Consider the following 24281-nt stretch of genomic DNA (forward strand, 5'->3'; position numbering starts at 1 on the left):
TTGTCAGTGCACGCTGTCAAGATAAGGGCATGATCCCATTGATGCTGACTGACGTGGAAGCTGCTATCCGCAGCAGTTGGGGTGCCGACACTTTCCCGCCGGACGCCAGCTCTGACTGGAACCCCGACAACCCCGCCCGGGGTCAGTGCGGCGTCACGGCAATGGTCGTCAACGACCTTCTCGGCGGAGAGCTACTGCGCGGGGAAGTCCTGGTGAACGGAGTGCGGACGGACTACCACTGGTGGAATCGGCTGGGTCAGGGCGTCGAGATCGACCTGACACGTGAACAGTTCAGACCGGAGGAGGTCGTCACTGCTGGAGTCGTTGTCCCACGGCCGCCGTCGTTCACCCGGCTGCGAGCTGAGTATGAACTCCTGCGCAGCCGGGTCATGACGAAGTGCCTTCAGCAACAAGGGCTGCCAGGTCCGGCACTCTGACTAGCTTGCCGCAATCTGCTCTGTGCGCGCTCGGGTGCTGGCCAGTCGGTAGGAGTCGGTGCCGGTCTCGATGATGGTGCCGTTGAAGGTGAGGCGGTCGACGATAGCCGCGCAGAGACGGGGGTCGGTGAAGGTCTTGGTCCAGCCTCCGAAGGACTCGTTGGAGGCGATCGCGACGCTGTTCTTCTCCTCCCGTTCGGTCAGGACCTGGAAGAGGAGTTCGGCGCCGTGGCGGTCGAGTTCCATGTAGCCCAGCTCGTCGATGCAGAGAAGATCGACGCGGCCGTAGCGGGCGATGGTCTTGTTCAGCTGCTTCTCGTCGGCGGCCCCGACCAGCTCGTTCACCAGCTTCGTCGCGAGGGTGTAGCGGACGCGGTAGCCCTTCATCGCCGCCTCGGTGCCCAGGGCGATAAGCATGTGGGACTTCCCGGTTCCGGAATCACCGATCAGGCAGAGCGGCTGACTCTTCTTGATCCACTCGCAGCTGGCCAGAGTGTGGATGGTCGCGGCGTCGATGTTCGGATTGGCATCGAAGTCGAAGGTCCGCAGCGACTTCTCCCGAGGGAAGCCCGCGGCCTTGATCCGTCGTTCCGATCGACGGCGAGCCCGGTCGTCGCACTCGGCCATCAGCAGCTCGGCGAGGAAGCCGCGGTAGCTCATCTGGTCTTTCAAGGCCCGGTCGGCGATCTCGTTGAACTCATTGCGGATCGAGGGCAGCCGCAGCAGACGGCAGGCACTGTCGATCGCGGCGTCGGCGGCCTGCTCGGTCAAGCCTCGCTGGCGGGGCAGGGTAGTCACTGGGCTTCTCCCTCACGGTGTTCACTGCCGCTGGTGCGGCGGCGTCGGAGCAGTTGGTCGTAGGGGGTCACCGACGGCAGGGGCCGGGTGTCCGGAGGAAGGTGTGCGAGCCGCCACTCGTGCAGGGACGTCACCGTCGCCGACGGCTCGCCAGGAGCCGGCCGACCGGTCGCCGGGGCCGGTTCGTTCTCTGCCTGGGCGGCCTTGCGGGCCTCCAGAGCGACCGCATCGGCGGTCATGGCGCCGGCCCGCAGGGCCGAGGCCAGACCGGCGACGACGTGCTCGTGGGGCAGATGCCGGCCCAGCAGGAGAACCTCGATCAAAGCCCGGGTGCCGTCCCGCTCACCATGGATCTTGCGGGCCTGGTCCCACCAGGCGTCGTGGACCGGAGTGAACCTGCCTGCCGAGCGGGCCTGTTCGAGCGCGGTCGAGCCGGGAAAGGCACCGGGCTTGCGGACCAAGACCTCCAGGTAGTGGTCCAGGTCCAGTCGGACGGCTCCCTTCGCGATCAGCCGCTCATGCCGGGCCACTTCCACATTCTGGTCGTAAACCACCAGATGGGAAGCGTGCAGCACGACCCGCACCCGCTTGCCGATCAGCCGGATCGGGACTGAGTAGCGGTTGGTGCGGACGGGGATCTGGCCGTAGCGGTCGACCCGCGGGGTGAACACCCGCCCGGTCTCGAACGGCTCCTCCGGCAGCGGCATCAACAGCGGCTGTTCGAGAGCGAAGTACTCCGCGACCGTCTTCGGCCTCGAACCGATCCTGCGGGCGTCGTCCTTCCGGTCCCACTGTTCGACCATCTCGTTCAGCTCGGCGAACGAGTCGACCTCAGGAACGGGAACGAAGTGATTGCGGCGAAAATAGCCGATCATCCCCTCGACCCCGCCCTTCTCGTGGGCGCCCTCGATGCCTGGACGGCAGTAGAAACTCTCGATGCCGAAGTGCGAACGGAAGGCGATCCACCGGTCTGCCTCCGTCCTCGCCCGCCCCTGCCCCATCACCCTGGCAACAGCGGCCTTCAAGTTGTTGTAGCGGACCTTGGTCCGTGGCACTCCGCCCAGCATCCGCAGTGCGTGGACGTGGCCTTCGAAGAAGGCTTCCTGGCCGCAGGAGGCGAACACCCGGTGAACGGCCTTGCCCGAGTACGACAGCCGGAAAGAGAAGAGGTAGCAGGTCACCAGCTCGCCGGCCAGCCGCACGGCCACGTCGCCGAAGTCGACCTCGGCCTCATGACCTGGCAGGTGCATCTGCGGGACGAACGCCTCCAGGGGAGCCTTGCCCGACTCGACCAGGATCTCGGGCTTCCGGCCGGCGACGTAGTAGCGCACGACCCCGTATGAGACATCCGCGCCGTGCTCCTCGACCAGCCGGTGGAAAATCCGTGTCACCGTGTGCCGCTGCTTGCGCGACGCGTTCAGATCTGCCCGCAGGATCTCGTCGATCACCGGCTTGTACGGATCCAGCACGGTGGCCCGGGTCGGCAGCTTCTTGCGAGGTTCCGGCCAAGACGAGTCCAGCGCCTTCCGGACCGTCCGCCACGTCACCCCGTACTTGCCCTCAAGCTCCCGCATCGACATGCCGCCGCGATGGTCACGCCGGATCGCCGCGTACAGCTCGACCTTCGACATCTGGGGCATGACCAGCACCTTTCACCACGAGCATCCCGATGCTCCCGTGGCAAGAGCCGCCGTGCCTCCCAAACTCATCAACATCACCCGACCGTGGTTCGGGGCGCCTCCCAAACTCATCGACAAGTGCCATCGCTACTGCTCGATAAAGCCAACTGGGCGGCGTTCGTACTCAACGGCTGTTGACGGGTCGTCAGGTCTCGACAGGTCAGGTCGCCGGTTCCCGGAGTTCGGTGAGGTAGGCGGTGATCGCGTCGCGGTTGCGGGTCAGGGTTTCGATGCGGTCGGTCAGGCGGGCGCGTTCGTGTTCGTGTTCGAGGATGCCGGCATGACCGAAGCGCAGGGAACCGTCAGCCCGGTGTTCGAACCCGTCCGCGATGTCGTGGAGGAGCAACCGCGCGGTGGCGCCGAGGTGGGCCTGTCGCCGGCCGTCGAGATCGACGGCCGGCGGGTGGTGGACCTGTGGGGCGGTCATCGCGACGCGGCCCGCACCCAGCCCTGGCAGCGCGACACGGTCGCGTTCGGCGCCGACGCGGCCAACACCCCCGCTTGGCGCGCCGCCGATCTGGGCGCGGCCAAGGGGCACGGCAACGCCCTGGCCGTCGCCGAGATCCTCTCCCCCATCGCCCGCGAGGGAGCCTCGGCCCGCGGCCGGCTGCTGCGGCCCGACACCATCGGGCTCATCTTCGAGGAGCAGTCCAACGGCACGGACCTCGTCAACGGTCTGCATGTGCGGTGGGGCATCGGCTTCGCGCTGCCCGACCGGCGCACCCTGTCCTGGATTCCCGACGGCCGCGTCGCGTTCTGGGGCGGCTTGGGCGGCTCGACGGCGATCCTCGATCTCGACCGGCGCCTGCCGATCCGCTGTGTCATGAACAGCATGGGCGCCGGCATTCTCGGCTCGCCACGGGCCGCGGCCTCCACCGCCGCCGTCCACCGGGCCCTCGGCCACGACGCCCGGACATGACGGGAAAGGAGTCGCGGTCCGCCCCGGCACGGCCCGTCGGTCAGCGGTGTACGTCCCCGCTTCCCAGCAGCGGCAGTTCCCGGCGCAGCGGCAGGCCCTCCCAGTCTCCCTCCACGGACACCGCGAACGCCCCGCACACGGCCCCCCAGCGCAGGCGCTCCGCCGGGGCGGCAGCGCCGAGGTGGGCGGCCAGGTAGCCGGCGACGAAGGCGTCTCCCGCGCCGATCGGGTCCACGGCGGTGACCGGGACGACCGGCTGCTCGAAGACCGCTCCCTCGACCACCGCGAGGGCTCCCCGCGCACCGAGTTTGACGACGGCCTGACTGGGGCCCAGTTCGGCCAGCGACCGGGCCAGGGACAGCGGGGTGCCGCCGGGTACGAAGAGGTCCGCTTCGTCGGGGCTCGCGAAGACGATGTCCGCCTGGCGTACGAGCGGGCCGAGAGCCGCGGCGGCCTCCTCCCGGGACCACAGCAGGGACCGGTAGTTGACGTCGAGCGAGACGGTGGCGCCGGCCTCGCGGGCCGTCTCGACGGCCCGGCGCACCGCCTGGTGGGCGGTGTCGCCGAGGGCGGGTGTGATGCCGGTGACGTGCAGGACCCGTGCCCCGCTCACGAGGGCTTCGTCGACGTCCGTTGGCGCGAGGCGTGATCCGGCGAGGCCCGTGCGGTAGTAGGCGACGCGTGTGTGGTCGGCGGTGCGGCGTTCCCGCAGCATGAGGCCGGTCGGCAGCTCGGGGACGGTCCGGGCGTGGACGTCGACGCCCTCGGCGCGCAGTCCCGCCCGGATCATGGCGCCTGCCGCGTCGTCGCCGAGGCTGCCGATCCACGCCGCCGGGTGTCCCAGGCGGGCCACGCCGATGGCGACCGTCGCCTCGGCTCCGGCGAACGAGAGGCGGGCGGTCTTCCCCGGAGCGAGCGGGCCCGGCGCGGTCGACGCGGCGACGGCCATGGCTTCGCCGAGGGTGACGAGAGCGGTCATGTGCGGGCTTCTTCCAGGAGTCGGGTGAGCCGGGCGGCGCGTTCGCGCAGAGCGCCGAGGTCGCCGCCGGAGCAGGCGTCGCCCACCAGCGGGCCGCCCATGCCGAGCGCCTTGGCTCCCGCGGCCAGGTAGGCCGGGGCGGCGTCGAGGGAGATGCCTCCCGTGGGGACCAGGGGAACGTCGGGGAGCGGTGCGCGTACCGCCCGCAGGTAGTCGGGGCCGCCGAGGGAGGCGGGGAAGACCTTGACCATCGTGGCGCCGCCCTGCCAGGCGGTGAGGATCTCCGTCGGGGTGAAGGCGCCGGCCAGCACCGGGACGCCCAGGCGGGTTCCCTCGGCGATGACGTCGGGCGTCGTGCCGGGGGTGATCAGGTAGGTGGCCCCGGCCGCCACGGCGAGTTCGGCCGCGCGGGGCGAGGTGACGGTGCCGGCTCCGAGCACGCTGCCGGCCGGCAGGTTCTGTGCGTACTCGCGCATCGCGTCCAGGGCGCCCGGGGTGGTGAGGGTGAACTCGACGGCTCGTACGCCTTCTTCGCGGAGGGCGTCGGCGACCTGGGGGAAGGAGGCGGCGGAGGTGGACCGCAGGATCGCGACCACGGGGGTGGCGGCGAGCGCGTCGTGGAGGGGGGTCATGGGATCTCCCGGAGAGAGCTGTCGTCGAACGGGACGGCGGGCAGTCCCGTGGTGCCCGGCCGGCACACGAAGAGACGTCCGGCGTCGGGCTGGGCGAGCCGGTCGCCCGGGGTCAGGCCCTCACGGGCGGTGGTGATGATCAGCAGGTCGAGCAGCGGACCGGCGAAGGTCACGCTGGACACGTGGGCGGCGGGAACCGTCACGGTCGTGCGGGGTGTCCCGTCGGGGCCGTAGGCACGTACCCGGCCGGCTCCCCAGATCGCGGCCCAGACGTTTCCGTCGCTGTCGACGGTGAGGCCGTCGGGTACCCCGCCGGAGATCTCCGCGAAGGGTCTGCGCCGGCTGGGGACGCCGGTGGCGAGGTCGTAGTCGAACACGTCGATGCGCCCGGTCGCGCTGTCGGCGTAGTACAGGAGTTCGCCGTTCGGGCTCCAGGCCAGGCCGTTGGAGACGGTGACGGAGTCCTCCAGTACGCGCAGGTCGTGTCCGTCCAGCAGGTAGAGGGCGCCGGCTCCCGGTGTCGCGTCGAAGGCCATCGTGCCGGCCAGCAGCCTGCCCGCCGGATCGCAGCCGGCGTCGTTGAAGCGCCGCCGGATCCCGTCGTGCGCCTCCGGCACGGTGGCGACGACCTGTGGCCGTCGGCCCGGGCGGAGCCGCAGGACGCGGCTGCCCGCCGCGGCCACCAGGGCCCCGCTGCGGCAGGGGTGGACCGCCCCGACCGTGCTGTCCAGCGTCAGCGTCGTTCCGGGCGCGATGTCGGGCAGGGCGCCGCCGTCGGCCCGGGCGCTCAGGGCGCCGCGGTGGACCGTTCCCGCGACGATGTCGACCCACAGCAGTTCGCGCGTTTCCCGGTCCCAGACCGGTCCTTCGGTGAGATGTCCTGGAGGAGGGCTGCAGGCAGCAGCCGTCAGACGTCGCACGCAGCCGTTCCCTCTCGTCGAGCGTGGAGATGATCAGTGGGGTAGTCCGACGGGGCGTTCCCCGCTGCGGCGCTGCTGGATGATGACGGCGATGACCAGGAGCGCGCCCTGGGCGACGTTCTGCCAGAAGCTGTTGATGCCCTGGACGGTGAGGCCGTTCTCCAGGCAGCCCAGCAGAGCGACGGCCAGCAGCGTGCCGCCGATACCGCCCTTGCCGCCCTTGAGCGCGGCGCCACCGAGCGCCGCCGCGGTGATGGCCTTCAGTTCCAGGCCCTCGCTGCCCGACGTGGGCTGCCCCGAGCCGGTACGGGCGGTCAGGAGGATGCCCGCCGCCGCGGCGACGACGCCGATGAGGGCGTAGACGGCGATCAGGTACTTGTTGATGTTGATGCCGGCCAGCCGGGCGGCGGTGTCGTTGCCGCCGATGGCGTAGATGTTGCGGCCGATGTCGGTGTACTTGAGCAGCAGGTGCACGGCGACCGCGACCACGATGAGGATCCACACCATCACCGGCAGACCGGCGATCTTCCCGCGGCCCAGGAAGATGAAGGTGTCGTTGTTGAGCACATAGCCCTGGGCCCGGCCGTCGGACAGGAGTTGGGCGAGGCCCTTGTATGCGGCGAGGCCGGCGAGCGTGGCGATCGTGGGGTTGACCCGGCCGTAGACGATGACCAGGCCGTTCACGATGCCGATGAGGACACCCACGCCGACCGCGGCGAGCATGCCGAGCAGGGCGTTGGAGTTGGCCGAGGTGAAGACCATGGCGCTGACGACGGAGGCCACACCCGCCTGGGAGCCGACCGAGATGTCCAGGCCGCCGCAGATGATCACGACGGTCTGCACGATCGCCAGCAGCCCGGTGATGGTGGCCGCCTCGGCGATGACCTGCATGTTGGACCAGCTGAGGTAGTTGCTGTTCAGGATCCCGAAGAGGATCAGCACGAAGGCCAGGGCGCCGACCAGGCTGATGTTCTGCCCGCCGAGTCCGGCGAACCGCTTCGGCCGGGGCCGCGGCTTCTCGGGAGTGTCCTGCTGCGTCTCGGAAGACGTCGTGGTCGTCATGAGGTGGCTCCAGAAGCGTCGGCGAGGTCGTCGGCCATGGCAAGGGCGAGGATGGATTCTTCGTCGGCGTCGCGGTGGTCGAGTTCTCCGGTGATGCGGCCGCCCTGCATCACCACGACCCGGTCCGCGAGACCGAGCAGTTCGGGAAGTTCGGAGGAGATCACCAGCAGGGCGATCCCCTCGGCGGCGAGGTCGGCGATGATCTGGTAGATCTCCGCCTTGGCTCCGACGTCGATACCGCGCGTCGGCTCGTCGAGGATGAGCAGCTTGGGCTTACGGGCCAGCCAGCGCGCCAGGACGACCTTCTGCTGGTTGCCGCCGGACAGTTTGCGGACCTCGTGCTCGATGGACGGGGTGCGCACCCGCAGCCGGTCCGTGTACTGCTGGGCCAGCTCGCGTTCCGCCGACCGGCGTACGAACCGGAAGCGGCGCAGTCGTTCCAGGACGACCAGGGAGGTGTTCTCGCGGATCGACTGCTGGAGGAACAGGGCCTGTGCCTTGCGCTCTTCGGGGGCGAGGCCGAGACCGGCCTTGATCACGGCGCTCGGGTCACCCGCGCGCAGTTCTCTGCCGTCGAGGGTGACGGTGCCGCTGTGGATGGGCAGGTCACCCGCGAGGGCGAGGGCCAGTTCGGAGCGGCCCGCGCCGATCAGGCCGGCGAGCCCCACGACTTCGCCCGCGTGGACCCGCAGCGAGATGTCGGTGACGTCGTCGGTGGTGAGACCGCGCACGTCGAGGACGAGGCGGTCGGTGGCGACCCGCTGCCGCACGAACATGGCGGACAGGTCCCGTCCGACCATGAGGCGCACGAGTTGGCTCTCGTTGGTGGCCGCCGCCTCCTGGATGCCGACGAGGCTGCCGTCGCGCAGGACGGCGATCCGGTCGGCGAGACGGAAGATCTCCTGCATGCGGTGGGAGACGTAGACGATCGCGATGCCCTGGCCGCGCAGCCGTCTGATGAGCGCGAACAGTGCCTCCACCTCGTGTTCCGACAGCGACGAGGTGGGTTCGTCGAAGGCGATCAGCCGGGCGGGGACGGCTCCGGTGAGGGCCCGCATGATCTCGACCAACTGGCGCTGTGCCGGGGTGAGCTGCGATCCGAGGAGGCTGGGGTCCAGGACGTCGGCGAAGCCGAGGCGTTCGAGGTCGTCGTGGATGCGGCGGCGCAGTTCGGCCCGGTCGAGGAGGCGTCCGCGCTTGCGGGGCAGGGCGCCCGCGTAGACGTTCTCGGCGACGGACAGGTGCGGGATGATCTCCGGTTCCTGGGGGATGATCCGGATGCCGGCGGCGCGTGCGTCGGCCGGGGAGGAGAGCGCGGCGGGCTCTGCGTCGATCACCACGTGTCCCTCGGTGGGCTGGTGGTCGCCGGTGAGGATCCTCAGGAGGGTGGACTTTCCGGCGCCGTTCTCGCCCATCAGCGCGGTGACCTCACCGGCGACGAAGTTGACGGTGACCGCGTTCAGGGCCTGGACGGCGCCGAAGCGCTTGGTGACACCAGCGACTCCGATCCCGTCGGGCCGCGGGGTGTCCGGGGAAGCGGGCGCTGAACGATCCGGTGGTGCGCTGGAGTTGGGTTCTGTGGTCATGGGTCGGTCACCTCGAAGGGTCGGGCTCGTCGGACCAGGACGGCCGGGCGGGGCGCGGGAAGGGGTCCGCGCGCGTCGGCGCCCGGGCCGGATGGCAGTGGCCGGCTGCCGGTGTCCGCCGTGGTGGGCGGACACCGGCAGGCGGGGTCAGCCGCAGGTGAGGCCTTCCTTCTTCCAGGTGGCGGCGTCGACCATGGAGGTGGGGGCGAAGGCCTCCTGGGGGAACGCCTTGCCGTTCTTGAGCTTGTCGTACATGGTCTGGACGGCGAGGGCGCCGACGTCCTTGCCGTTGATGAACAGGGCGGCCTTCATGCCGGAGGGCTTGTCGGACTCCCATTCCTTGCAGGCGAGGTAGGCGCCGAGGCCGACGCCGACGACGTTGCGCGGGCTGATGTCGGCGTTCTGCAGGGCGGTGACGCCGCCCATGACGTTCTCGTCGTTGCAGCCCCAGACCACCCAGTTCTTGACGTGGGAGTTGGCGGTGACGGTCGCGGCGATCTTGTCCTGGGCGCCGGTGGGGGTGTTGTCGGTGGCGACGTCGATGGTCTTCACACCCGGCACGGCCGCGTCGAAGGCCTTCTGGGCGGCGTGGACGCGGTCGCCGCAGACGGTGACGTCGCGCTTCCAGGCGGAGATGACGCGGGTGTCGGAGGCCTTGAAGCCGGCCTTCTTGTACTCGGCGGCGGCCCGCTTGCCGACCTCGGCGCCCATCTGCTGGCCGCTGAAGCCGATCCGGGGGACGAGGTCCTTCTTGCCGCAGGCGGCGGGGTCGGGTCCGGTGGTGCAGATCTGGTCGTCCGAGGTCAGCAGGGCGACCTTGCCGTCCCGCGCGGTCTGCACGACCTGGGGGCCGACGGCCGGGTCGGGGACGACGACGATCACGCCGTTGGTCTTCTGCGCGACGGCCGACTGCACTTCGCTGACCGTCTTGTTGGCGTCGTTGCCGAGGTTGACGACCTTCAGGTCGATGCCCAGTTCCTTGGCCTTGGCCTTGGCGCCGGCGGCCTCGCCGATGAAGTACTCCTGGTCCCCCTGCTTCTGGAGGTAGGTGATCGAGATCTTCCCGTCGACCTGGGAGGCAGAGTCGTCCTGGGTGCTCTCCTTGCCGGAGGAACAGGCCGTGCTCAGGCTCGCGGTGAGCAGCAGACCTGCAGCGACTGCGATCTGCCTGCGGTGGGTGCGGAACATGCGGGCTCCTTCGTGCTGACAGCGACCACCGCCGCCTGGTGCGCGCGGGGATCGTGGTTCGGGGATGTTGCCGGTCGCGGTCAGGCGAACCGGGCGGAGACGCCGCCGTCGACGGCCCAGTCGGCGCCGGTCACGAAACCGGCGGACTCCGACAGGAGGAAGGCGACGACGGAGGCCACCTGTTCGGGTGTGCCGAGGCGTCCGAGGATGTGCTTGTCCAGGGCCTCGCGCCGGACCTCGGGGGGCTGGAGCGAGAAGTACTCGGCGAGCAGGTCGGTCTCGATGTAGCCGGGGCTGACGGAGTTGACCCGTACGCCGCGCGGTCCCACTTCGAGGGCGAGGCTGCGGGTGAGCCCGACGAGTCCGGACTTGGCGGCGGCGTAGGGGAACATGCCGGGGCAGGTGAACGTGGCGTGCATCGAGGCGATGTTGACGATGGCCCCGCGTTCGGCGGCCAGCATGTCGGGCAGCACGGCACGGGACATCAGCCAGGCGCCTTTGAGGTCGACGGCGAACACCTCGTCCCACTCGTCGACCGTCATGGCCACCGGATCGCCGTAGGCGTTCTTGCCGGCGTTGTTGACCAGGCCCGTCACCGGACCGAGGTCGCTTCGCAGGGCTGTGACGGCGGGGGCGACCGAGTTCTGGTCGGTGATGTCGCAGGCGGCCCAGGCCGCGGCCGGCCCGATGCGTTCCGCGAGGGCGCGGGCGCCGTCGGCGTCGATGTCGAGGAGCCCGACGCGTGCTCCGGCGTCCGCGGCGGCGAGGGCGATGGCCGCTCCGATGCCGCGCGCGGCCCCGGTGACCAGCACGACCTCGCCCGTCAAGTCGCTCATGTTGTTTCTTGTCCGTTCCGTGCGGTGGTGAGGAATGCGTCGAACTCTGACAGGAAGCGGTCCACGACCGTCGCTTCCTGTTCATCGAGGCGCCGGCCGGGGCGCCGGCAGTGGCCGGTGTCGATGAGGCCGCGGTGCACGGAGACGCGTTTCTCCACCGCGATGATCAGCTCGACTTCCTGCATCCAGTAGGCGAGGTAGGGAACGAGCCGGCTGTGCAGGGCGAGCGCGGCGCTCTGGTCCCCGCTGTGCCACAGGGTCCAGATCCGCTGGTAGATCTCGGTGAACGAGCACCCCGGCTGTACTCCGGTGACGCCGCGCGCGAGGCCGTCGGGGAGCTGGAGTCCGGCGTAGCCGACGAACGTGCGCAGCGCGGCGGGGCCGGTACCGAGTGCCTGGGCGAGGCGGCCGGGCAGCGCGGTCTCGATCTTGACGCCGACCAGGTTCGGATGCCGGCGGCCGAGGTCGGTCAGGGTCTCGGGGCTGAACGAGGACCCGGTCTGCGCCGGTGCGTACTGGAGGATGACGGGAGTCGGCGCGACGGCGGTGACCACGGCCTGGACGTGGTGGTGGACTTCGGCCGGGGACGGGGCGAGGAAGTGCGGGGGCAGCAGGTTGAGGGCGTCGGCGCCGGCCGCGACGGCGGCGGTGGCCCGTTCGACCGCGAGGCGGGTGGAGTGGTCGGGAACGGAGACGACGGCCGCCACGTCGGGCCGCGGGACGGTGTGGGCGAGCAGGCGCCGGGTCAGCAGGTCGCGTTCGGCGTCGCTGAGCTTGTGGAACTCGCTGGCGAATCCGGGGAACATCACGGCGCTGACGCCGGTGTCCAGGACGTGCGAGACGATGCGGTCGAAGCTGTCGAGGTCGAGGGCGCCTTCGCTGGTGAAGGGCACCTCCAGTACGGGCATCACCCCGGCCAGCAGTTCCGCTGCGGCTGGCGCGGCACCGGGTCGAGCGGCCTCGCGGGGAGCGGGGGCGGCCATCAGAAGGGCGCCTTCGCGGGACGGTCGCCGGAGCCCCCGGCGAGGAAGTCCAGGTCGCAGCCGCGGTCCGCCTGTTCGACGTGGTCCACGTACAGACGCGCCCAGCCGCGGTCGGCCGGCCGCACCGGGGCGACCCAGTCCGCGGCCCGCCGGGCCAGTTCGTCCTCGTCGACGTGGAGGGTCAGGGTGCGGGCGGGGACGTCGAGTTCGATCGGGTCGCCGGTGCGCACCAGGGCGAGCGGTCCGCCCGCGGCGGCCTCGGGTGCGACGTGCAGGACGACGGTGCCGTAGGCGGTTCCGCTCATGCGGGCGTCGGATATCCGGACCATGTCGGTGATTCCCTCGGCCAGCAGTTTGGCCGGCATGGGCAGATTGCCGAGTTCGGGCATTCCGGGGTAGCCGCGGGGGCCGAGGTTGCGGACCACCAGGACGGTGTCGCCGTCGACCGGGAGGTCCGGGTCGTCGGCCGCGCGCAGGTAGTCCTCGATGCTGTCGAAGACGAGGGCGGGGCCGCGGTGGGCGAGCAGTTCGGGAGAGGCGGCGGACTGCTTGATCACCGCTCCGGCGGGGGCGAGGTTGCCGCGCAGTACCGCGGTGCCGCTGCCGGGGGCCTGCACGGGGTCGGTGAGTTTGCGGATGACCTCGTGGTTCCAGACCTGCGCGCCCGCCAGGTTCTCGCCCAGGGTGCGCCCGGTCACCGTGGTCGCCTGCCGGTCCAGCAGGTCGCCGAGTTCCGCCATGAGGGCCGGCAGTCCGCCCGCGTAGGCGAAGTCCTCCATGAGGAAGCTGCCGCTGGGCATCAGGTCGGCGAGGAGCGGGGTGTTCCGGGCGAGGGTGTCGAAGTCGTCGAGGGTGACGGGGACGCCGGCCCGTCCGGCGATGGCGAGGAGGTGCAGGACGGCGTTGGTGGAGCCGCCGATCGCCGCGTTGACGACGATGGCGTTGGTGAAGGCGGCCCGGGTGAGGATGGCCGAGGGGCGGACCTGCTCGCGGGCGAGTTCCACGGCGCGGGCGCCGGACTGCTCGGCGAGCTGGGCGCGCCGGGCGTCGGCGGCGGGCAGGGCCGCGGCGCCGGGCAGGGACAGGCCGAGCGCCTCGGTGACGCAGGCCATGGTGGAGGCCGTCCCCATGGTCATGCAGTGGCCGGCCGAGCGGGCGAGGCAGCCCTCGAACTCCTCGAAGTCCTCCTGCGTGATGTGTCCGGCCCGCAGTTCCTCGCTCATCCGCCAGATGTCGGTGCCGGAGCCGACGGCCCGGCCGCGGAAGCGGCCCGTGAGCATGGGGCCGCCGGACAGGGCGATGACCGGGACGTCCACGCTGACGGCGCCCATGAGCTGGGCCGGCAGGGTCTTGTCGCAGCCGCCGAGGAGGACGACGGCGTCCAGGGGGTTGGCCCGGATCGTCTCCTCGACGTCCATGCTCATCAGGTTGCGGAAGAGCATGGACGTGGGACGCATCAGGGGTTCGCCGATGGACATGGTGGGGAATTCGAGGGCGAGGCCGCCCGCCGCGGTGATGCCTCTGCGCACCGATTCCGCGAGCACCCTCAAGTGCGCGTTGCACGGGGTGAGTTCCGACCAGCTGTTGCAGATCCCCACGACGGGCTTCCCGCTCAACTGCTCGCGGGTCAGGCCGAGCTGACGCATGTGATGGCGGGCGATGAACCCTGACTTGCCGGGATCGTCCCACCAGGTCGCGCTGCGCAGTCGAGTCATTTCTTCTCCTCTTCGCTCACCCCTGCTGGGGCGTCTGTATGCTTTTACTTAGCAGCTATGTTGTCAAGTGTCTGGACGGCTCGGATTCCAGGTGACGCGCTCGCGGGGCAAGGCCTGCTGCGGACCGGTGACGGATGAGAGGGTGATGACATGACGATCGGGCGGACGACGCTGAGCCACCACGTGGTGCAGGAGATCATCGAGGAGATCAAGGAGCGCGGCCTGAGAGCCGGCGACGAGATCCCGGCGGAGGGAGAGCTCGCGGAGCGCCACGGGGTGAACCGCCTCGCCGTGCGCGAGGCGATCCGCACGCTGGTGGCCCGCGGCGTGCTGGTCTCCAGCCAGGGCAAGCGGGCCAGGGTGGCGATCCCGTCCCCGACCGTGCTGGAACAGATCCTGGAGTTCCGGCTCAGCCAGGACGCGATGAGCTTTCAGGACCTGCTGGAGACCCGTCGGGTGATCGAGGCGGAGCTGGCACGCCGGGCAGCCGACCGGGTCGCCGCCGGCGAGGGGACGGTCGATGAGGCCGTACGGGCACTGGAGGCCATGCGCGGCGCCATCGGCGACCGTGAGGCCTTCATCTCGACGGACCTGGCCTTCCACCGTGCGGTGGCGGACCTGGCGTCTTCCGAGCTGTTCTCCTTCATACTCGCCGCGATGAACGGGATTCTGCTCGACGCCCGGCGCGCGAGTTACGAGGGCCGGGCCCAGCGCGGCGGCGGCCAGGAGGCCACGGTGCAGGCCCATCAGCTCATCGTGGACGCCATCGCCGCCGGGGACGGGGACCGGGCCGCCGAGGCCATGACCGGGCACCTGGCGGAGACCGGTCACGACCTCGGGCTGGAGAAGGCACGGCGTTCGTAGCGGCGGTGGGTCCGGAGCGTGACGCGCCCCGGACCCACCGCGCTGTCCGCCTCAGGCGAGCAGCCGCAGACGTACGGTGCCCTGCCAGCCCGCGCTCAGGGTGATCGCCGGGTCGGTGTAGTTGCCCCACGCGAGGTCCGGGTAGTTGACCCTGGCGCTGACGATGAGGCCGGGGGCGGGCGCGTAGGGGTCGGAGAACACGGTCTCGAACGCGTCGAGGACGACGTAACTGTCGCTGGACGAGGCGTTCTTGTCGCCGGTCGCCTTGACGGTCACGGTGTGCTCGCCGGCCGCCAGGCCGGTGCGCTCGAACACCTTCTGCTGGAACTGCTTGCTCGCGGCGTACAGGTCCACCCGTACCGGTGTGCCGCCGTCCACCGAGATCTCGGCGATGCCCTGGTTGGGTCCCTTGGGACAGATGACGCGGATGCCGGTGCCCTGGAAACGGGTGGTCGCGGTGGCGTTCACCTCCTTGCTGAACGACTCGGTGCGGTTCAGGTCCCCGCTGGTCCACGCCTGTGAGCTGTCCGCGTGAGTCCACGAGCCGGTGTAGCCGACGCGGGCGGAGGTGTCGTCGGTGATGGGGTCCACCACGTGGAACGCGTCGACCAGGGCGTACGTCCCGCTGGACGCGGCGTTCTTGGTGCCGGTGCACTCGACCTTGACGGTGTGCCGGCCGTAGGCCAACGCCGCGCTGCGGAAGACGAGTTGGGCGGGGGACTTGCCGGGCCCGTAGAGGTCGACCGTGTCGGCGAGTGTCCCGTCGACGTACACCTTGATGATGCCGAGGTTGTCGGCCTTGGCGCTGTAGAGCCCGACGCCCGTGCCGGTGAACTGCAACTCCGCTGTCGCGCCGGCCGCGCTGGAGAACGACTCGGTGCTGAAGAGGTCGCCGGCGGTGTAGTCGGCGTCGCTGCCCGCGTGGGTCCACGCGCCGGTGTAGGTGATTGCCGCGGAGGCGTCGTCGACGAAGGCGCCCGCGACGGGTGCGAGGCGTACCGCGTCCTTGCCGTCCGACTCGACCTGGACGCCGGGGCCCGAGGCGCCGGAGGTGGCCTTGGCCAGACGCACTCCGGTCTTCGCGCTGCGGAAGTCGTTGGTCCAGTGCGCGGCGCTGTTCTTGCCGAACAGGGCGTAGCTGTGCGTGTCCTGGGCCCATGGCCAGGTGGGCCGCTCGCCGTAGCCGTCGGTTCCGGTGGCGCGGGTGCGGGACGCGGTGCCGGAGGGGCGTCCGATGTGGTCGTCGGGGTACACCGTCCACTGGGCGTCGCGCTGCCAGCTCAGCGTGTTCGTGGACTCGGGGAGCGTGAAGCGCAGGCCGACGTCGCTGAGCGCGCCGGTGGGCGGGTTGGCGAGGGTGTAGGTCGTCGTGAGCAGACCGCGGCCGTCGACGGAGACCTTGATCGTGGTGTTCAGCGTGCCGAACCGGCCGGTGAGCGTGACGACCGCCTGGCCTCCGGAGGTGGCGACCGTGGCCGATGTTCCGGTCCAGTCGCCGGGCACGGCGCGCGAGAGGACCAGGTCGGGCCCTCCCGTGAGGACGCGCTTCCCGCCGGCGGTGGCTTCGACCAGGCGTGCGGAGGCCTTGTCGAACACCACCGTGAACGGCGCGTCGACGCCGGTGACGAGGATCTTGCCGTCAGCGTCGCGGACGGTGGGTGCGGTGCCGCCCGGGGCGGTGAACTGCGGTGTCGTACGGGAGTTGAGCCACAGCAGGTAGTCGTCCACCACCGCGCTGCCCCGCCGGAAGGTCAGCCGGAGGGTGTCTCCGGACGACCAGGCGCCCGCCGGTACGGTGAGGGTTCCGCTCTGCCGGGCGGAGACGCTGACGCCGGTGAGGGTGCCGGACCGGTCGCCGATCTTCCAGGAGATGTCCAGTTCGCCGAGATCCGAGTGGTCGAACCAGTTCTTGACCGGGACGGGGATCGCGGCGCCCGGGGTCAGCCCGGTGAGGACTCCGTCGGTGATCCTGACCGGCGAGAAGGCCTTCTTCGTCAGCCAGAACTCCGGCTTGGGGCGCCGCCAGAGGTCGATGATGCCCCACTCGCCGTAGCCGACGGGGCCGCCGGGCAGGTAGAACACCTCGTCGATGGCCGCCCAGATGGCGCCGCCGACGACACCGCTGGTGGTGCGGAACTTCTCCGCGAGCCTGACGATGCTCTGGCCCCAGAAGTCCCGGACGCCGGGGTCGGCCTGGAGCGTGGGGAGGTTGTAGCAGGGGACGTGGGCGAACTCGCCGTACTGGATGGGCTGTTGGGCGTTGCCGTTGGCGTTGCCCAGGTTCGGGTAGTGGCCGGAGTAGATGTCGGTCTGGTTGCCGCCGTTGGTCTGGCTGACGTCCTCGAAGACGGTCGGGCGGGAAGGGTCCGTCTCGTGCGCGTAGGTGTGCTCCGAGGCGAAGTTGCGGCCCATGCCGCTCTCGTTGCCGACGGACCACTCCACCACGCACGCGTGGCTGCGGTCGCGCTCGATCATCTCGGCGAACTGGGTCAGGTACTGGTCGGAGTAGGCGGGGTCGTCGACCGTCTTGTACTGGAAGCAGACGGGGGCCTCCTCCTCCACGTACAGGCCGACGCGGTCGGCCCATTCGAGCAGCGCGGGGGTCGGCGGGTAGTGCGAGGTGCGGATGAAGTTGCAGTTCGCCTCCTTGTAGAGGCGTACCGCCTGCTCCTCCATGGAGGCGTTGGTCGAACGCCCCTGGGCGGCGGTGATGCTGTGGTGGCACACGCCGAGCAGGTGCACCGGCTTGCCGTTGACGAGGAGCTGGTTGTTCTGGACCTTGACCTGGCGGAAGCCGATGGCCCGGGACACGGTCTCGGTCGACCCGTCCGCGGTGAAGGTCGCGGTGAGGGTGTAGAGGTTCGGGTGTTCGGCGTCCCACTTGAGCGGGGCCTTGACCGGGATGGCCGCGGCGTCCTGGGCGGCGGACTCGGTGAGCGTGATACGGGAGGGGGTGAGGGGAACGTTCTTGCCCTGGGCGTCGGTGAGCGTCAGGTCGACCGTTCCCGTCTTGCCCGCCGCCAGTGCCGCGGCGGCGGTCACCGTGAGCGTGGCGTCGGTGTAGGTGCTGTCGAACGTGGTCTCCGCGTGCAGCCGGGTGAGGTAGGAGGTCGGGACGGCCACGAGGGTGACGTCGCGCAGAATGCCGCCGATGATGTGGTGGGCGTAGTCCGACTGTCCGGCGATGCTGGTGGGCCGGTCGGTGACGCCGAGCGTGACCTGCGCCTGCTGTCCCGGTGTGACCAGCGAGGTGATGTCCGCGTACCAGGTGGTGAATCCGCCGTCGTGGGTGCGGACCGCGGTCCCGTTGACCCACAGTCGCGCGTAGCTGTACACGCCGTCGAAGCGCAGCATGATCCTGCGGCCGGCGTAGTCCTGCGGGATGGGGACCTTTACGGCGTAGGCGCATTCGGTGTTCGAGCGCACATCGCGCCCCTGCACCGCCGGTTCGCCCGGGACGTCGATGGCGCCCCATGACGAGGTGTCGGTTCCTGACGCCCAGAAGGAGGCCGGCGGGGTGGACGTGTAGCGCCAGCCCGAAGTGACGGGTATCTGGGGCTTGTTCACTCCCGAGACGGTGTCGGGCAGCGGCGGGATCAGGGGTGGGGCGGTGGCGGCGGCCGCGGGCCCGGCGAGAAGCACGTTGCCCGCGACGGCGAAGGCGCCGGCGGCTGCCAGGCCCTTCAGCGCACTGCGCCGGGAGAGCAGGCCCGGTGCCGGTGCCGGTTCGGCGGGGTTCGGACGGGTTCGACGGTGAGGGAGGTTCACGGTTCGCCTTTCTTGGCAACTAGGCTGCCAAGTACATATAGAGGGGTGCGGCGGCGGGTGGCAATACCCGTGCAGGCACCGAAGTCGGTCGACTCACCGAGGGACGCGGGCCGGAGGGCTGGACCTTGCGGCGTCATGTCTGCGCGTTCGACTGCTCGCGGTGTACGGGGCGGTGCCCTCGCGCGGGGCGGAAAGGGCGGTGGCCCGCCGGGCCTTCTCGCGCTCGGCGGGCTCACCGGCCACGGCGCCCGCGTCGGTCTTGCGCGGGTTCGCCTCGCGCGGGCCGGCCTCGGTGAAGTCCGCTTCCCTCAGGTCTGTTTCGGTCAGCCGCGCACCTCTACCCAGGAGCGGACGAGGTTGGCCTCAGGCAGCCGCAAGCCGTCGCGGTCGGGCCGGCCCGGCGGCTGACGCGCGGTTGGCGGCGGGTGGCGTACGCGCCGGACAGGACGGCCAGGCGATTCGGCCCGCTCTCCCGTGTCCATGAGCATGGGAGCCCAGGCGCCGCGCGCCGGCAAGCGAAACGGCCCCATCAACCCCTGGCCGCTACTTGGGGGCTTCGCCGGCGCTACGGATGTGGTCGGCGTGGGCGGTGATGGCGGCGACGCGGTCCGCCAGGCCGGGGTGGCGGGCCTTGAGGTGGCCGTGGGTGTCGGCGAGAGGGGCGAGGAGGTTGGCGGCGTCGTTGTCGGCGAGGGCGTCGGTGAGGCGGGCCACCGAGGTGCGGGAGCGGGCGGGCAGGTCGGCCAGGGCGATGATCTGGCCGGCGAGCTGGCGCAGCTCGCCGGCGTTGGCCCGGGCCCAGGTGCTGATGGTGCGGTCCGCGGCCCGGCTGTTGCGGGTGGCCTGCACCCGCTCCTCCCCGGTACTCCCGGGGGTTCCGGGGCGTACGCGCAGGTAGCGGCGCTCGGCGGCCTGCCGGCTGGCGACGCCGAGGGGATGGGCGAGGTCCGCCCAGCTGGAGCCCGCCGCGCGGGCGGCCTCGATCAGTCCGGGCTCCCATCCGGCGAGCTGCTCGCGCAGTTCCCGCAGCAGCAGAAGGGCGGCCAGGGCCTGGTCGGCACTGACCGGCCCGTCCTGCTGCCGCGCTCCGGCCTGCGGGGTCTGCGCGGCGTGGACGGCCTCGTCGATGGCGTTCAGCGCCGCCGCGGCGGCGAGGAACGAGGTGGGGTCACGCTGTTCGGCGGGGACGGTCATGGCGATCCTCATTGCTGTCGTCCAACCGGTGCCGTGGACCGGTCTCGTGGACCGGCACCACCGGTGTCATCCATCGGGTGACGTCTGGAGTTGTCATCGTTTCGATGACATGTTACAACGGAGTCAGACGAAGCGCATTGGCAGTCCCTGCCAGACCCTTGGAGGTGTATTCGCGATGTTGATGCGCACTGACCCGTTCCGCGAACTCGACCGTCTCGCGCAGCAGCTCACCGGCGTGTCCGGCACCTGGACGAGGCCCTCGACCATGCCGATGGACGCCTACCGGGAGGGCGAGGAGTACGTGATCGCCCTCGACCTGCCCGGTGTCGCGAAGGACGCGATCGACATCGACGTCGAGCGGAACATGCTCACCGTCAAGGCCGAGCGCCGGCCCGTCGCCAAGGCCGACGACGTGCAGATGGAACTCTCCGAGCGGCCCCTGGGTGTCTTCTCCCGCCAGCTCGTCCTGGCCGACACCCTCGACACCGAGCGCATCACGGCCGACTACGACGCGGGGGTGCTGACCCTGCGCATCCCGATCGCCGAGCGCGCCAAGCCCCGGAAGATCGCCATCGGCGGCGCGTCCGAGCGCCCGCAGATCAGCGGCTGACGAGCCGGGCTCCGACGAGCCGGCTCCTTGACCGCGCCGACGGCGGAGGACGGACCGCGCCCCCTCGGACCCGTCCTCCGCCCAGCGTCCATCCCCCCATGACGTGCAAGGGCAGTGGTGGCCATGCGATGGGAAGCGTTTCTCGACCATGTCCAGGAGCGCGGCCAGTACGCCGGGCCGCGCGAGGCCGAACGGGCCGCACGTACCGTACTGGCGCTGCTGGGCGCGCATCTGGTGGGCGACGTCCGGGCGGAGCTGGCCGCCCGGCTCCCGGAGACGTTCGCCCTGATCCTGCTCAACCCACTCCAGGCCGCCGAACCGCTGTCACCGGAGCGGTTCGTACGGGCGACCGCCGCGTGGATCGAGGGGGCCAGCGAGCAGACGGCGGCCTGGGACGTCAGCGCCGTGCTGAGCGTGACCGCCGAGGCGGCGGGCGACGAACTCACCCGCCGCATCCTGCTCCAGCTCCCGCCGGGCTACGACCTCCTCTTCGGCCACCCCGAGCCCGGATGAACCCGGCAAGCAAGCCCGCGCACGCCCCTCCCCCCGGCGGGGCCGGCCCAGTGCCCACGCCGGCCGGCCCCGCACACCGTGAAGCCAGAACGAGAAAGGGAACCCCTGCCGATGGTGTCGCTGCGTGAACCGGTCTCCGCCCGGAACGGCATGACGTTTCACCAGATGCTGGAGAAGATCCGCTACGAAGGCGCGTACCCGACCCGGGAGAAGGCCGAAGAGGTCACCCGGGCCGTACTGGAGGCGCTGGGCCGCCAGCTCACCGGCGACGAACGCGTCGAACTCGCCGCCTGCCTGCCCACCGAGGCCGCACGCGCCCTCACCAGTCAGATCCCCGACCCCCGGCCGCTCACCGGCTGGGGCTTCGTCAAGGACCTCGCCACCCGCACCGGCGCGGCCCCCGCCACCGTCCGCTGGGACACCGGAGCGGTACTGACCGCCGTCGCCCACCTCGCCGACGACGACCTCATCAACCGCGTCATCGCCCAACTCCCCGAGGGCTACGCGCTCCTGTTCGGCCGAGCCCAGCTCGTCCGGGCGGCCTGAGGCGGCGCGGACCGGGGGCGGGCCCGGGGGAGACACGGCCCGGTGTCAGACACCGCCCGGGTGCCCGCCCTGGAAAGCCGCACATCCGGTCTCCGCGGGCGGGACTTGACCTTGTCCGAAGGGGAAGGCCGACCGTGGGCAGCGCAATCAGGTCGGCGGGCGCGTAGGGCCGTCGGCCGGAGACCGGATGAGGAGGCCTGTATGGCGTCGCGCTGCGTTGTTCTCGATATCGGTGGAGTGCTGGAGTTGACGCCCCCGACCGGATGGCTGGACCGGTGGGACGAACGGCTCGGGCTGCCCGCGGGAAGCCTGGACCGGCGACTGGACGATGTCTGGCAGGCCGGGGGTGTCGGGACGATCAGCGAGACACAGGTGCGGACGGAGGTCGGTACCCGGCTCGGCCTGGACGTCATGGAGGTCGAGTCCTTCATGGCCGACCTGTGGGACGAGTATCTGGGCACCGCCAACACGGAGCTGATCGAGTACGTGCGCGGGCTGCGCACCCGCTGCCGGCTCGGCATCCTCAGCAACAGCTTCGTGGGAGCGCGGGAACTGGAGACGGCGAGGTACCGGTTCGACGAACTGGTCGAGGAGATCGTCTACTCCCACGAGATCGGCGTCGGCAAGCCCGAGCCGCGGGCCTTCGAGATCACCTGTGCCCGGCTGGGCGTACGCGCGGCGGACTGTCTCTTCGTCGACGACCATGACGTCAACGTCGACGCTGCCCGGGCGGCGGGAATGCAGGCTCACCTGTTCGAGGACAACGAGCGGACCATCGCCCGCATCGAGGCCCACCTGTCCGGTACGGCTGCCCTGGCCAACCCGTCCGGGGCCGCCGAGCAGGCCTGAGTCTGGCGAGGCGTTCCGGCGGGTCAGGTGGTCGGGTAGGACGTCGGGGGGACGCCCACCGTTGTGTGGAAGTCCCGTACCAGGTGGGCCTGGTCGGCGTAGCCGAGGTCGGTGGCCAGGGCGGCCCAGTCGATGTCGCCCTGGCGGCCGGCCGATTCCATGGCCTCGTGGATGCGGTACCGCAGGACGCACCACTTGGGGCTGACCCCCACGTACCCGGTGAACAGGCGTTGCAGCGAGCGCACCGACAAACCCTCCTCCCGGGCGAGGACGGAGACGCGGCGCACACCGTGGCGGGGGTCGCGGATCCGGTCGACCAGCCGGCGCGCCAGTTCGACCTGCGGGTCGACGGTCGCCGGGGCGAGGGCGAGGAGGTAGGTGTCGAGGGCGGCGACGCGGTCCCGGTCGTCGGGCAGGCGTACGAGGGCGGCCGGGTCGGTCGCCGGCAGCACCTCCTCGTAGGGCCGGACCTGTCCCGTCCAGTGGGCGACCGGCGCGTCCGGGGCGAAGGGGAGGAAGGCGCCCGGCCGGAACTTCACCCCGCAGACCCGGCCACGGCCGTGCAGCTTGCGGGTGTAGAGGCCGGGGGTGCTGACCCCGGTCAGTTCCCCGTACGGCGGCCCGTCGTCCTCGTCCCACTGGAAGGTGAGGTTCACGGCGGGATGCGGGAGGACGTGCGAGACGTACGGGCTGGGCAGGTCCCAGTCGATCAGCCAGTACGTCTCCACGTACGGGCGCAGGGCCTCGGCGGGTGCGTGCCTGCGGAACCGTACGCGGGTCAGCAGCGCGGCGGGGTCGACGATCCCCCGGGTGTCCCGGGGCTGCTCGTCACGGGCGGCCATGCCGAGATCGTACGTGGTCAGGGGGCCCGGGACGCGGCGCCTGGCGCGTTTGTTCAAGACCGCCGAGCGGGTCGCCCCTACCGTCGGGAACATGGACGTGAACAAGGACACGCACGGTATCGGTGAGCTTCTGGACCTCGCGGCGGCGCGGGCCGTACGGGTCGTCGACGCCATCACGGACACGGACCTGGACCGCGCCACTCCGTGCCCGGAGTACGACGTGAAGGCCCTGCTCAACCACCTTTGGCACGTCGTCGTGGAGTTCCGGAAGCTGGCGGCCAAGGGCGACTCGGACTTCACGAAGACGCCTGACCGGGTGGGCGAGGGACCCGGCTGGCGGGAGCGCTTCGCCGCCGAGGCCCGTGCGCTCGCCGCCGCGTGGTCCCGGCCGGGCGCCGAGGACGGGCTGACCGGAGCGATGGACATGCCGGCCCGGCTCGTCGGCTCGATGGCCCTGCTCGACCTGACGATTCACGCCTGGGACCTGGCCCGGGCGACCGGTCAGGACTATCCCGACGACAAGGAACTCGCTCCTGTCATCGCCCAACTGGACGGCGCGGTCGCGGAGCTGGGGGACACGGCCCGGTCGATGGGGATGTTCGCCGCCGCGGCCGAGGTTCCCGAGGACGCCTCGCCGCTGGCCCGGCTGCTGGCGGCGACGGGCCGCGACCCGTACGCCGAGATCCCTGTGTGAGGGCCCTCACGCGACAGCCCCGCAGGCCAGGTGACCCGTACCCGACACGGGCGGGAGGGCGTGGGCGGGAAGGCCGGCCCGCTCCGCCACGATCGCTGTGCCGATTTCCGGGAAGGGATGCCATCACGGGATCAGCCGACGGACGAGACGGGAGCCGACGCGTGGGCGAGCAGTGCGGGCGGGACTGGACACAGATGACCCCGGAGAGCTTCGGCCATGACGCTCCCCCGCGCCCGACCGCCGAGCAGGCGGCCGTCCCCGCCGTGCCCGACGCCTGCGGGACGGCCCCGCTCTTCGGCGAAAAGACCCGGACGGAACGCCGGGCCGAGGCACCCTCCGGTCCCGCTGCCGGTCCCGGGGAGCGGGGCCATCAGGAAGCGCTGTTCTGAAGCCGTCCGCTCGCACTCCTGCGCGAACAGCCCGGACGCGCGACCGTAGGCGGTCTCCTGCCCGACGGGCCCGCCGACGGTGTCACCGACGGAAGTCCGTGACACCGCACGGGGTTTGAGATCGCCGATTCGGAACACACGGTTGTTCTGACACAGTCTTTATACAACCAGGTAGGAGACACACATCATGGGCATCATCGCCTGGATACTCATCGGTCTGCTCGCGGGCATCATCGCCAAGGCGCTCATGCCGGGCAAGGACCCGGGCGGCATCATCA

General features: G+C 70.9%; 23 protein-coding genes and 1 pseudogene. 10 read left to right on the plus strand and 14 right to left on the minus strand.

The features are described from left to right. Positions 1 to 29: 29 nt before the first annotated feature. Complete coding sequence (locus tag AB0912_RS30640; RefSeq protein ID WP_366705571.1) at positions 30 to 437, plus strand: hypothetical protein; 408 nt, start codon at positions 30 to 32, stop codon at positions 435 to 437. Here the strand turns inward: AB0912_RS30640 and istB are convergent, their stop codons facing one another. After that, positions 438 to 1235 (minus strand): IS21-like element helper ATPase IstB, encoded by a 798-nt coding sequence (gene istB, locus AB0912_RS30645; protein WP_366705573.1) that lies wholly within the window; start codon positions 1233 to 1235, stop codon positions 438 to 440. Further along, on the minus strand, positions 1232 to 2866 hold the full coding sequence (gene istA, locus AB0912_RS30650; RefSeq protein ID WP_366705617.1) for an IS21 family transposase: 1635 nt from the start codon (positions 2864 to 2866) through the stop codon (positions 1232 to 1234). The genes istB and istA overlap by 4 nt, the downstream gene beginning before the upstream one ends. Positions 2867 to 3194: 328 nt before the next feature. Between istA and AB0912_RS30655 the strand changes: the two genes are divergently transcribed. Further along, entirely contained in the window at positions 3195 to 3833 is a 639-nt protein-coding gene (locus AB0912_RS30655) for a hypothetical protein (RefSeq protein WP_366705575.1), read from the plus strand. A 40-nt stretch (positions 3834 to 3873) separates the two neighbouring features. Here AB0912_RS30655 and AB0912_RS30660 read toward each other — a convergent pair whose 3' ends face one another. The 9 genes from AB0912_RS30660 to AB0912_RS30700 all read right to left on the minus strand — a co-directional run bounded on the left by AB0912_RS30660 (position 3874) and on the right by AB0912_RS30700 (position 13734). Beyond that, complete coding sequence (locus AB0912_RS30660) at positions 3874 to 4812, minus strand: sugar kinase (RefSeq protein ID WP_366705577.1); 939 nt, start codon at positions 4810 to 4812, stop codon at positions 3874 to 3876. Continuing rightward, complete coding sequence (locus AB0912_RS30665) at positions 4809 to 5444, minus strand: bifunctional 4-hydroxy-2-oxoglutarate aldolase/2-dehydro-3-deoxy-phosphogluconate aldolase (RefSeq protein ID WP_366705579.1); 636 nt, start codon at positions 5442 to 5444, stop codon at positions 4809 to 4811. The genes AB0912_RS30660 and AB0912_RS30665 overlap by 4 nt, the downstream gene beginning before the upstream one ends. Beyond that, a complete protein-coding gene (locus AB0912_RS30670) occupies positions 5441 to 6364 on the minus strand; it encodes an SMP-30/gluconolactonase/LRE family protein (RefSeq protein ID WP_366705581.1) in 924 nt (307 codons plus the stop codon). The genes AB0912_RS30665 and AB0912_RS30670 overlap by 4 nt, the downstream gene beginning before the upstream one ends. Positions 6365 to 6397: 33 nt before the next feature. Next, positions 6398 to 7426 carry an ABC transporter permease gene (locus AB0912_RS30675; RefSeq protein WP_366705583.1) on the minus strand — a complete coding sequence of 343 codons (1029 nt, stop codon included), beginning with the start codon at positions 7424 to 7426 and terminating at the stop codon, positions 6398 to 6400. Next, positions 7423 to 9012: a sugar ABC transporter ATP-binding protein gene (locus AB0912_RS30680; protein ID WP_366705585.1), complete on the minus strand. Its 1590-nt coding sequence runs from the start codon at positions 9010 to 9012 to the stop codon at positions 7423 to 7425. Before AB0912_RS30680 ends, AB0912_RS30675 begins: the two co-directional genes overlap by 4 nt. Positions 9013 to 9159: 147 nt before the next feature. Continuing rightward, positions 9160 to 10200, minus strand: a complete 1041-nt coding sequence (locus tag AB0912_RS30685) for a substrate-binding domain-containing protein (RefSeq protein ID WP_366705587.1) — start codon at positions 10198 to 10200, stop codon at positions 9160 to 9162. A gap of 80 nt (positions 10201 to 10280) precedes the next feature. Continuing rightward, the gene (locus AB0912_RS30690; RefSeq protein ID WP_366705589.1) at positions 10281 to 11036 is read right to left on the minus strand and encodes an SDR family oxidoreductase; all 756 of its coding nucleotides are present in this window, start codon (positions 11034 to 11036) and stop codon (positions 10281 to 10283) included. Further along, positions 11033 to 12019, minus strand: coding sequence for a dihydrodipicolinate synthase family protein (locus AB0912_RS30695; protein WP_366705591.1), 987 nt, complete (start codon positions 12017 to 12019; stop codon positions 11033 to 11035). The genes AB0912_RS30690 and AB0912_RS30695 overlap by 4 nt, the downstream gene beginning before the upstream one ends. Beyond that, positions 12019 to 13734, minus strand: a complete 1716-nt coding sequence (locus tag AB0912_RS30700) for an IlvD/Edd family dehydratase (protein ID WP_366705593.1) — start codon at positions 13732 to 13734, stop codon at positions 12019 to 12021. The genes AB0912_RS30695 and AB0912_RS30700 overlap by 1 nt, the downstream gene beginning before the upstream one ends. A 150-nt stretch (positions 13735 to 13884) precedes the next feature. Here AB0912_RS30700 and AB0912_RS30705 point away from each other — a divergent pair, with 150 nt between their 5' ends. Then, entirely contained in the window at positions 13885 to 14598 is a 714-nt protein-coding gene (locus tag AB0912_RS30705; protein ID WP_366705595.1) for an FCD domain-containing protein, read from the plus strand. 51 nt (positions 14599 to 14649) lie between these two features. On the opposite strand, the gene AB0912_RS30710 is transcribed toward AB0912_RS30705, so the two are convergent. Both AB0912_RS30710 and AB0912_RS30715 read right to left on the minus strand, forming a co-directional pair. Then, positions 14650 to 18366: a glycoside hydrolase family 2 TIM barrel-domain containing protein gene (locus tag AB0912_RS30710; RefSeq protein ID WP_366705597.1), complete on the minus strand. Its 3717-nt coding sequence runs from the start codon at positions 18364 to 18366 to the stop codon at positions 14650 to 14652. Between the two features lie 543 nt (positions 18367 to 18909). Then, positions 18910 to 19560, minus strand: a complete 651-nt coding sequence (locus AB0912_RS30715) for a type III effector protein (RefSeq protein ID WP_366705599.1) — start codon at positions 19558 to 19560, stop codon at positions 18910 to 18912. 175 nt (positions 19561 to 19735) lie between these two features. Here AB0912_RS30715 and AB0912_RS30720 point away from each other — a divergent pair, with 175 nt between their 5' ends. The 4 genes from AB0912_RS30720 to AB0912_RS30735 all read left to right on the plus strand — a co-directional run bounded on the left by AB0912_RS30720 (position 19736) and on the right by AB0912_RS30735 (position 22078). Continuing rightward, positions 19736 to 20170 (plus strand): Hsp20/alpha crystallin family protein, encoded by a 435-nt coding sequence (locus AB0912_RS30720; RefSeq protein WP_366705601.1) that lies wholly within the window; start codon positions 19736 to 19738, stop codon positions 20168 to 20170. A 117-nt stretch (positions 20171 to 20287) separates the two neighbouring features. Continuing rightward, positions 20288 to 20683 carry a DUF2267 domain-containing protein gene (locus AB0912_RS30725; RefSeq protein WP_366705603.1) on the plus strand — a complete coding sequence of 132 codons (396 nt, stop codon included), beginning with the start codon at positions 20288 to 20290 and terminating at the stop codon, positions 20681 to 20683. Between the two features lie 111 nt (positions 20684 to 20794). Then, the gene (locus AB0912_RS30730; RefSeq protein ID WP_366705605.1) at positions 20795 to 21229 is read left to right on the plus strand and encodes a DUF2267 domain-containing protein; all 435 of its coding nucleotides are present in this window, start codon (positions 20795 to 20797) and stop codon (positions 21227 to 21229) included. Positions 21230 to 21430: 201 nt separating this feature from the next. After that, positions 21431 to 22078, plus strand: coding sequence for an HAD family phosphatase (locus AB0912_RS30735; RefSeq protein ID WP_366705607.1), 648 nt, complete (start codon positions 21431 to 21433; stop codon positions 22076 to 22078). A 23-nt stretch (positions 22079 to 22101) separates the two neighbouring features. Here the strand turns inward: AB0912_RS30735 and AB0912_RS30740 are convergent, their stop codons facing one another. Then, positions 22102 to 22920, minus strand: a complete 819-nt coding sequence (locus tag AB0912_RS30740) for a helix-turn-helix domain-containing protein (RefSeq protein WP_366705609.1) — start codon at positions 22918 to 22920, stop codon at positions 22102 to 22104. Between the two features lie 91 nt (positions 22921 to 23011). Here AB0912_RS30740 and AB0912_RS30745 point away from each other — a divergent pair, with 91 nt between their 5' ends. From AB0912_RS30745 to AB0912_RS30755, 3 genes and pseudogenes are all read left to right on the plus strand, one after another. Next, complete coding sequence (locus AB0912_RS30745) at positions 23012 to 23614, plus strand: TIGR03086 family metal-binding protein (RefSeq protein ID WP_366705611.1); 603 nt, start codon at positions 23012 to 23014, stop codon at positions 23612 to 23614. Between the two features lie 161 nt (positions 23615 to 23775). Then, complete coding sequence (locus AB0912_RS30750; RefSeq protein ID WP_366705613.1) at positions 23776 to 24003, plus strand: hypothetical protein; 228 nt, start codon at positions 23776 to 23778, stop codon at positions 24001 to 24003. Positions 24004 to 24190: 187 nt separating this feature from the next. Further along, positions 24191 to 24281 (plus strand): annotated as a pseudogene (locus AB0912_RS30755) (GlsB/YeaQ/YmgE family stress response membrane protein); the annotation flags it as partial.

Source organism: Streptomyces sp. NPDC007084, assembly GCF_040703595.1.
Lineage (GTDB): Bacteria > Actinomycetota > Actinomycetes > Streptomycetales > Streptomycetaceae > Streptomyces.

What these genes read in the sequence shown, in the direction of transcription:
- AB0912_RS30640 (WP_366705571.1), top strand. Translation starts at nt 30, where the DNA reads ATGATCCCATTGATGCTGACTGACGTGGAAGCTGCTATCCGCAGCAGT.
- istA (WP_366705617.1), bottom strand. Translation starts at nt 2,866, where the DNA reads ATGTCGAAGGTCGAGCTGTACGCGGCGATCCGGCGTGACCATCGCGGC.
- AB0912_RS30655 (WP_366705575.1), top strand. Translation starts at nt 3,195, where the DNA reads ATGACCGAAGCGCAGGGAACCGTCAGCCCGGTGTTCGAACCCGTCCGC.
- AB0912_RS30660 (WP_366705577.1), bottom strand. Translation starts at nt 4,812, where the DNA reads ATGACCGCTCTCGTCACCCTCGGCGAAGCCATGGCCGTCGCCGCGTCG.
- AB0912_RS30665 (WP_366705579.1), bottom strand. Translation starts at nt 5,444, where the DNA reads ATGACCCCCCTCCACGACGCGCTCGCCGCCACCCCCGTGGTCGCGATC.
- AB0912_RS30675 (WP_366705583.1), bottom strand. Translation starts at nt 7,426, where the DNA reads ATGACGACCACGACGTCTTCCGAGACGCAGCAGGACACTCCCGAGAAG.
- AB0912_RS30680 (WP_366705585.1), bottom strand. Translation starts at nt 9,012, where the DNA reads ATGACCACAGAACCCAACTCCAGCGCACCACCGGATCGTTCAGCGCCC.
- AB0912_RS30685 (WP_366705587.1), bottom strand. Translation starts at nt 10,200, where the DNA reads ATGTTCCGCACCCACCGCAGGCAGATCGCAGTCGCTGCAGGTCTGCTG.
- AB0912_RS30690 (WP_366705589.1), bottom strand. Translation starts at nt 11,036, where the DNA reads ATGAGCGACTTGACGGGCGAGGTCGTGCTGGTCACCGGGGCCGCGCGC.
- AB0912_RS30695 (WP_366705591.1), bottom strand. Translation starts at nt 12,019, where the DNA reads ATGGCCGCCCCCGCTCCCCGCGAGGCCGCTCGACCCGGTGCCGCGCCA.
- AB0912_RS30700 (WP_366705593.1), bottom strand. Translation starts at nt 13,734, where the DNA reads ATGACTCGACTGCGCAGCGCGACCTGGTGGGACGATCCCGGCAAGTCA.
- AB0912_RS30705 (WP_366705595.1), top strand. Translation starts at nt 13,885, where the DNA reads ATGACGATCGGGCGGACGACGCTGAGCCACCACGTGGTGCAGGAGATC.
- AB0912_RS30715 (WP_366705599.1), bottom strand. Translation starts at nt 19,560, where the DNA reads ATGACCGTCCCCGCCGAACAGCGTGACCCCACCTCGTTCCTCGCCGCC.
- AB0912_RS30720 (WP_366705601.1), top strand. Translation starts at nt 19,736, where the DNA reads ATGTTGATGCGCACTGACCCGTTCCGCGAACTCGACCGTCTCGCGCAG.
- AB0912_RS30730 (WP_366705605.1), top strand. Translation starts at nt 20,795, where the DNA reads ATGGTGTCGCTGCGTGAACCGGTCTCCGCCCGGAACGGCATGACGTTT.
- AB0912_RS30735 (WP_366705607.1), top strand. Translation starts at nt 21,431, where the DNA reads ATGGCGTCGCGCTGCGTTGTTCTCGATATCGGTGGAGTGCTGGAGTTG.
- AB0912_RS30740 (WP_366705609.1), bottom strand. Translation starts at nt 22,920, where the DNA reads ATGGCCGCCCGTGACGAGCAGCCCCGGGACACCCGGGGGATCGTCGAC.
- AB0912_RS30745 (WP_366705611.1), top strand. Translation starts at nt 23,012, where the DNA reads ATGGACGTGAACAAGGACACGCACGGTATCGGTGAGCTTCTGGACCTC.